Origin of the sequence: Nocardia vermiculata NBRC 100427, from assembly GCF_001613265.1 — a bacterium.
GTDB lineage: Bacteria > Actinomycetota > Actinomycetes > Mycobacteriales > Mycobacteriaceae > Nocardia > Nocardia vermiculata.
On record NZ_BDCA01000043.1, the window covers coordinates 1 to 7,153 of the forward strand.

The window sequence follows — 7,153 nt, forward strand, 5'->3', positions numbered from 1 at the left end:
GGGCGCGGCGCTCGTTTCCGGCCGGCGCCCGCGTCCCGAAGAATCCGGGCTCCGGAAGCATTTCCCGAACCTCCGGCTCCGAGGATTATCGGGCCACCCGGGCGGGTATTCCGCACAAATGTGTCTCCACGCGCGGACCAATTACCGAAATTCCCACGCCGCACCCCGGAACGAATAGCGGGCCGCCTTTCCGCCGCCCGGGCGCGTCGCCGCCCGGGCGGTCCGGCGTCATGCCGAGCGTGGCCGCGCCATATCGCGGTCCGCCGCATCCACGGCCGCCGCGGACCGGTTGCGGCCCGGCCCAGCGGCACCGCCGGTGACCGGAACCTCGATGTCGTAGACGACATACGGAGCGCGGATCACGGGCTGCGCCACGTTGCGCACCCGGACACCGCCGGGCGTGGTACCGCGTTCGTATCCGGCATGCGCATGGCCGTGGACGGCCAGATCGGCACCGCAGCGATCGATCGCCTCGCCCAGGAGATAGGAACCGAGGAACGGGTAGATCTCTGCGGGTTCACCGTGCAGGGTGTCACTGCACGGCGAGTAGTGCGTCAGCGCCACGGTGACATCGGTGTCCAGGCCACACAGCGCCTCGTGCAGTGCGTCTGCGAGATCCACGGTGTGTGAAGCGAACTCACGCATGATTCGTTCGCCGAACACACTGGCGCACTTGCCCGCGAAACCGCCGCCGAACCCCTTGGTCCCGGCGACCCCGAGGGTGTACTCACCGATCGGGACGACCGTCGCATCACCTTCGAGGACCGTGATGCCGTGGTCGCGCAACACTGCGGTGATCTCGTCCTGCGCGTCGCTGTGATGGTCGTGGTTGCCGAGCACCACCACGACGGGCACTCCCGGATCGTGCAGCTCGGCGGCGACGACCCGGGCCTCGTCGAGGGTGCCGTGCCTGGTCAGGTCGCCGCCGACCAGCAGCACGTCCGCCTGCTCCGCGATTCCCTCCAGCGCCGGGCGGTAGGTCCCCCGTGATTGCGTCCCCAGGTGGATATCGGCCACCGCGGCGATGCGCGCGAGACCGCCGGCCGGGCTCGTACCGCCCGTCATCAGCTCAGCCGTTCATGGTCGATGGCGGCGTCGCGGACGTGTGCGACCCTGATGTCGTTGTGGATACGCAGGGCCGGGACGTGCTCACGCACGATGTCCTCCAGATCGCCGCGCTGTCGGTCGCTCGCGACCTCGCCGCAGAGCACCACCACATTGCCGCGGATCGTCACCTGCACACCGAGTTCGGCGGTGCGCGGATCCTCGGCGAATGCCCGCCGGAGATTCGCAACCAGATACTGCGGAAGCACCTCGGCTCCCGGGTCGTGGGACATGACCTCACCTCCGTCATCGATTCCCAGCTCTTCGATCAATGTGAGAAATGCCCGCGCGTACGGCGAGGCCGCGGTCTCGGCCCGGGTACGCCGCCAATCGACCTGCTCACGCAGATCCCTGGCGATGGACAGCAACCGCGTGAAATCGAGCCGGTGCGGCTCGAGCACCATGAGCTTGTCCACCATCAGATCGGTGCCGCTGAGCACCGGGGCGGCCGCGGGCCCGATCCGCATCCAGGTCGCGCGCTGCAGCAACCGCTCGTCGACGTTGCGGTAATTCGGCCTGAAGATCAGGTCGACCATGGTGGATCCGTCGTACACCTTGGTCAGCCAGTCCTCGGGTGGGTCCTCGCCACGCAGTCCGGCTGCGGTGAGAATTTCGCGGGCCCGCCGGACCTCGGCCGGGGTGACATAGATGTCGACATCATGATCGGTGGCCGGCCCGCCCCGCGCATAGACCGCACATCCCCCGCCGACCGCGAACGAGACGTCACCGGCCGACAACACGTTCACCACCCGGGTGAGCGTCCGCAGCAGCTGCTCGATCGATGCGGTCATGTCCTCCGAATACCCTCGTCGTACAGTGCTATTCACGGCGTCGCGACGGCCTGTGGTGCGGTCTCCTTGACCTTGGCGTTGGCCCATCGCATCTGACGCAGCGTCTCCGGATGGCATCGGGTCGCCAGTTCCAGGAGTTCGCTGTCCTCGGCGGCCTGCGCGGCCTGGGCCAGCACTTCCCAGTTCACCGAAACGACCGCGGCCTGGCGATATACCGAGCGCAGATCCCGCAGGAGCAGCAGCGCAGGCCGATGCCGCCGGCCCACCAGATCGGCGGCCTTGTGCCGTAACGCCTCGACCGGGCCGATCGCCGTGAGCGGTGCCCGGCTGCGACGCACGCCGCGCCGCGCTCCGACTTCCGCCACCCGGCACCGGTGCTCATCGGTCCACACCATCAGATCGCGGCACACGTGATGTACCTCGTGATCGGTGCGATGCCGATCGGCGGTCCGGATCAGCAGTTTCCCCAAACGCGTTTCGCTACGGTGAATCTCGCCGAGCACGGTGTTCAGATCGTTCATGATGCACCTCGCCGGGCACCGACCGGCGCCCGTTCCTCCGCGATCGCCGATTTGTCGGCTCGCGTGGCGGCGCGCACCAGTTCCAGTGCCGCAGCGCCCGATTTGAACAGCGGTTGTTTGGATGCCGGATCCCATTCCGTCGGGGTGAGCTCATTGGCCGCGGTCCCGTCCGTCCCCTTCGGGCGGTTACCTCCCGGACCGTCCCAGTAGCCGTAATGGAAGGGCAGGAAGACCACGCCCGGACGGATGCCGCTGATCCGCAGGCGTGCCGCAACATGTCCGCGCACCGTGCGCACGCGCACCAGATCCCCTTCCGTCCACCCCTCCCGGCGCACGTCGGCGGCGGCCATCTCCACCCATACTTCCGGCGCGGCTTCCTGCAGCTGTGGTACTCGACCGGTTTTGGTGCGGGTGTGGAAGTGATACACGGTGCGGCCGGTGATCAACGCGTACGGATACTGTTCGCACGGTGGTTCGTGCAACGGAAGATATTGTGCCGCCTTGATGATCGCACGCCCCTCCGGATTCATGGCTCGGTATTCGGTCGGTTCCAGCGGCGCGCCGGTGATCAGGTCGCGGCCGTAGTTCTCACAGTCGTCGGGCCGGGCTCGGAACCGCCCGTCGCTGTACAGCCGTTCGGTGCCGTCCGGACTGTCCTCGGTGCACGGCCATTGGATGCCACCGCGGTCGCGCAACATCGCATAGCCGATCCCGCTGTAGTCACACGGCCGGCCGGCGCTGCACCGCTTCCATTGTTCGAAGACCTCTTCCGGCGTACGCCACGGCAACAGCGGCGCGCCGTCGGCATTGCGCAGATCCAGCCGCCGGGCGTAGTCGAGGAAGATGTCCAGATCCGGACGCGCCGCACCGGGCGGATCGACGGCCTTCTCGGACAGATGAACCGTGCGGTCGGAATTGGTGAAGGTGCCGGTCTTCTCACCCCAGGTGGCCGCCGGTAACACCACATCCGCCAGTTGGGCCGTCTCGGACAGGAATATGTCCTGCACGACCAGTGACAGCCTGCGTTGGGACAACACCGACCGGATCCGCGCCAGTTCCGGCAGCGACACCGCCGGATTCGTCCCGCTGACGTACAGGAAACGGATCGAGCCGTCCTCCACGAACCGCATGATCTGCATCAGGTGGGTGGGCGCACTGTAGTGCGGGATGTGCGCGGCATCGACATTCCAGATCCGGGCGAGTTCCTCGACGTGAGAATCGTTGGCCCAGTTGCGGAAACCGGGGAGATCGCCGTTGGCCCCGCATTCGCGGGTGTTCTCTGCGGTGGGCTGCCCGTTCATCTGCAGCACGCCGCAGCCGGGGCGCCCTAGCATGCCGCGCACCAGATGAATGTTGTTGACCTGCACGGCCGCCGCGGTGGCCTGGTGCGCCTGATAGAAACCTTGCAGCACCGTGGACAGCACGCGCTCGCCGGTACCGATCAGCCGGGCCGCTTCCCGCAGCTCCGCGGCCGGCACATCACAGATCTGTGCGGCTCGCTCCGGAGTGCACTCCGCGACCTGCTTGCGCAGCTCCGCGAAGCCGACGGTATGCGCCTCGATGTACTCGTGGTCGACCCGGTCGTTGACGATCAGCTCGTGCAGCAGGGCGTTCATCAACATCAGATTCGTCCCGGGCCGCGGTGCCAGGTGGATGGTGGCGGCCTGCGCCACCGGTGTGCTGCGGGGATCGACACAGATGAGTGCGGGCGGATCGGCGCCCTCGAGCCGGTCCAGCATGCGGGACCACAACACGGTCTGGGTTTCGGCGACATTGTGGCCGTAGAGGGCGATGACGTCGGCATGGTCGACATCGGCGTAGCTTCCCGGCTGACCGTCGCAGCCGAACGACTCCTTGAGGGCCTCCCCCGCGGTCGCGGTACACAGTCGGGTGTTGCCGTCGAGATGGTTGGTGCCGATTCCCCCGCGCGCCAGCATGGTCAGCGCGTAGTACTCCTCCAGGAACAGTTGCCCGGTGGTGTAGAAACCGATCGATCCGGGCCCCCGGGTATCGAGCAGTTCCTGCGTTCGCGCCGCGATCACGGACATCGCGGTGTCCCAATCGGTCTCGACGAGGCGGCCACGCCGCCGGATCAGCGGGGTGGTCAGCCGGTCCGGTGAACGGTTGGCCTGCCAGCCGAACAGATCCTTCGGTCCCAGCCGGCCGTGGTTGACGCGGTCACCGCCGCGCCCGCGGACACCGACCATCGTGCCGTCGCGTACGGCGATGTCCATGGCATCGCCGTTGGAATGGAAGATCGAGGCGGTCGGGACCCAGCGTTGCACCTCGCGCTCGTCCACCCCATCCGCGAGGTACATGTCGACGCGTTCGGGCCAGCGTTGGCCGGGAGCGTAGGGGGTGCGGGCACCCCACGGGTTCGTGATCCGATCGTGGGCCTTCACGACGAGGCCCCCGGGCCGGATGCCGAGACGTGCATCGATCACTCTCCTGACGAAGGTCTACGCAACTGGCGTCGCGCGGTGTCCTGGTGCGCCATACCCGCGCACGCGCACCAATAACACGCGGCCCGGTTTGCCGCGCCCGCCCGGGGTTATCACCGACATACCGGCACGTCCCTCGGCACTCGAAAGGAGATACGGCGATGGCTACCGCGGATACGCACCGGCACCGGGCGCGGGTCGCTCCCGTGCGAGTCGCGGCCTATCTGGTCGGGGCGGCATTTCTCGTCGTCGGGATTCTCGGCTTCATTCCCGGCATCACCACCGGCTACGACCAGTTGAGCTGGACCGGCCACCATTCCGGGGCGGAACTGTTCGGCCTGTTCCAGGTCTCCGCGCTGCACAACATCGTGCACCTCGCGTTCGGTGTCGCGGGCCTGGCGATGGCACGACTGACGGCTACCGCACGCACCTACCTGGTGGTCGGCGGACTGGCCTATCTGGCGCTGTGGATCTACGGCCTGGTGGTGGATCAGGATTCGGACGCGAACGTCATCCCGGTCAACACCGCCGACAACTGGTTACATCTCGGGCTCGGCGCCGCGATGCTGCTGCTGGGTCTGTTCCTCGGCCCCGGCGAGCGTTTGATCCTGTTCGAGGGCTCACCCCAGCCGGGCCGGCCCGAAGCCCGACCACCGACGGCGACCGACTAGTGGGGTACCGGATCAAAGGATGGGGCGGCCACCGGTGACCGCGAGCCGCGCTCCGGAGATGTAGCTACCGTCGCCTGCCGCGAGCAGCACGTAGGCGGCGGCGAGTTCGGCGGGCTGACCGGCCCGGCCGAGCGGTGTGTCGTCGCCGAAGTTGCGCACCTTCTCCACCGGCATGGTCGAGGGGATCAACGGTGTCCAGATCGGTCCGGGCGCGACGCTGTTGACCCGAATACCGTTCTCCCCCAGCATCTGTGCCAGGCTGGCGCAGAAGTTCGCGATCGCGGCCTTGGTTGCCGCGTACGGCGCGAGCGCGGGTGAGGGCATATCCGAGTTGACCGAGGAGCTGCCGATGATCGACGACCCGGGCGGCATATACGGCACGGCCGCCTTCACCAGATGGAACAGCGCCCCGACGTTCAACCGGAAGGTGTAGTCCCATTCCTCCTCCGACACCTCGTCGAGGCTTTCATGAGTCATCTGATAAGCCGCGTTGCTGACCAGTATGTCGATGGTGCCGCCGAATTCCTGTGCGGCGCGGTCGATGACGGCACGGCAGTGCGCGGGATCGGACAGATCGCCCGGGACCGCGACCACCGTGCGGCCCTCCTGCTTCACCAGTTCGACAACTTCCTGCGCGTCGTCGTGTTCGTCGAGATAGGAGATCAGCACATCTGCTCCCTCGCGCGCGAAGGCGATCGCGACGGCCCGCCCGATACCGCTGTCAGCGCCGGTGATCACCGCCGACTTACCGGCGAGCTTGCCGGAGCCGACATAACTGTCCTCCCCGCAGTCCGGTCGCGGGTTCATCCGCGACTGCACACCGGGAATGTCCTGCTGCTGTTCCGGAAAACCCATGGTCTCGCGCTACCCGCACCGTGCCCCGGCAAACGCCCCCGGCCCCCCTGTCGGCTCCGCAACGGCAGACGGATCAGGGGGCGATCAGCCGGGCTGCCGCGCGGACGGCGGCGGCTCGGCGGTCCGCGGCCTCACCACCGTGTAGTGCATGCACCGCGGAGGTGCGGGCCAGATCGGTGAGCAAGGTCAGCAGCGTGGACGGCGCGAAGGTGTCGGTGACCAGGCCGCAGCGCTGACCGCGGCGGATCTCGGCGATCTTGGGCCCGACCACGCGGCGGATCGTCTCGTCGGCACCGGGGATCCGGGGGCTCTCGATTTCGGCCCAGGCTTGCAAGCGGGCGTTGTCCGGATGCTCCAGGTAGTGGTCGAACAACCGGCCCACATACGAGGGAAGGTCCTCGGCGTTCAACGCGGTTTCGAGGGTGGTCTCGCTCGCCCACTGTTCGGTCACCGCCGTGTAGAGGTCGTCCTTGCCGGCGAAGTACGCGTAGAGGCGATCCTTACTGGCATGTGCGGCCGCAGCGATTCGGTTGATCCGGGCGCCCGCGATGCCGTACCGGGCGAATTCCACCTTGGCGGCGGCGAGAATCCGCTCTCGGGTGGCGTGGCCGGCTGCGCGCATGGACCGGATCCTATCTTGCCGAACCATCTGGTTCGGGTATAGGTTGACGAACCAGATGGTTCGGCACCAAGCTCTGGAGGTTCGATGACCGGCACAACCGAACGCTGGCGGGAATTGGCAGCACAGACCAGCGGCGTTTCCGCCGCCG

At 67.5% G+C, this 7,153-nt stretch carries 7 protein-coding genes; 1 reads left to right on the forward strand and 6 read right to left on the reverse strand.

Annotated elements, in window-relative coordinates:
- Positions 1-228: 228 nt before the first annotated feature.
- The 4 genes from NV2_RS28680 to NV2_RS28695 are packed head-to-tail and all read right to left on the reverse strand — an operon-like array spanning position 229 to position 4,818.
- Positions 229-1,065 carry a metallophosphoesterase family protein gene (locus NV2_RS28680; RefSeq protein ID WP_084475651.1) on the reverse strand — a complete coding sequence of 279 codons (837 nt, stop codon included), beginning with the start codon at positions 1,063-1,065 and terminating at the stop codon, positions 229-231.
- Positions 1,065-1,895 (reverse strand): nucleotidyltransferase family protein, encoded by an 831-nt coding sequence (locus tag NV2_RS28685; RefSeq protein WP_067881425.1) that lies wholly within the window; start codon positions 1,893-1,895, stop codon positions 1,065-1,067. The genes NV2_RS28680 and NV2_RS28685 overlap by 1 nt, the downstream gene beginning before the upstream one ends.
- A gap of 32 nt (positions 1,896-1,927) precedes the next feature.
- Entirely contained in the window at positions 1,928-2,416 is a 489-nt protein-coding gene (locus tag NV2_RS28690; protein ID WP_067881428.1) for a hypothetical protein, read from the reverse strand.
- Complete coding sequence (locus NV2_RS28695; RefSeq protein WP_067881437.1) at positions 2,413-4,818, reverse strand: molybdopterin oxidoreductase family protein; 2,406 nt, start codon at positions 4,816-4,818, stop codon at positions 2,413-2,415. Before NV2_RS28695 ends, NV2_RS28690 begins: the two co-directional genes overlap by 4 nt.
- Before the next feature lie 200 nt (positions 4,819-5,018).
- On the opposite strand from NV2_RS28695, the gene NV2_RS28700 reads away from it, so the two are divergent.
- Positions 5,019-5,528 (forward strand): DUF4383 domain-containing protein, encoded by a 510-nt coding sequence (locus NV2_RS28700; protein WP_084475653.1) that lies wholly within the window; start codon positions 5,019-5,021, stop codon positions 5,526-5,528.
- A 12-nt stretch (positions 5,529-5,540) separates the two neighbouring features.
- On the opposite strand, the gene NV2_RS28705 is transcribed toward NV2_RS28700, so the two are convergent.
- A complete protein-coding gene (locus tag NV2_RS28705) occupies positions 5,541-6,383 on the reverse strand; it encodes an SDR family oxidoreductase (protein ID WP_067881431.1) in 843 nt (280 codons plus the stop codon).
- A gap of 73 nt (positions 6,384-6,456) precedes the next feature.
- The gene (locus NV2_RS28710; RefSeq protein ID WP_067881434.1) at positions 6,457-7,005 is read right to left on the reverse strand and encodes a TetR/AcrR family transcriptional regulator; all 549 of its coding nucleotides are present in this window, start codon (positions 7,003-7,005) and stop codon (positions 6,457-6,459) included.
- Positions 7,006-7,153 lie beyond the last annotated feature (148 nt).

Excerpts from the sequence above, each read along its gene's own strand:
- NV2_RS28690 (WP_067881428.1), bottom strand. The coding sequence starts at position 2,416 with ATGAACGATCTGAACACCGTGCTCGGCGAGATTCACCGTAGCGAAACG.
- NV2_RS28685 (WP_067881425.1), bottom strand. The coding sequence starts at position 1,895 with ATGACCGCATCGATCGAGCAGCTGCTGCGGACGCTCACCCGGGTGGTG.
- NV2_RS28700 (WP_084475653.1), top strand. The coding sequence starts at position 5,019 with ATGGCTACCGCGGATACGCACCGGCACCGGGCGCGGGTCGCTCCCGTG.
- NV2_RS28680 (WP_084475651.1), bottom strand. The coding sequence starts at position 1,065 with ATGACGGGCGGTACGAGCCCGGCCGGCGGTCTCGCGCGCATCGCCGCG.
- NV2_RS28710 (WP_067881434.1), bottom strand. The coding sequence starts at position 7,005 with ATGCGCGCAGCCGGCCACGCCACCCGAGAGCGGATTCTCGCCGCCGCC.
- NV2_RS28705 (WP_067881431.1), bottom strand. The coding sequence starts at position 6,383 with ATGGGTTTTCCGGAACAGCAGCAGGACATTCCCGGTGTGCAGTCGCGG.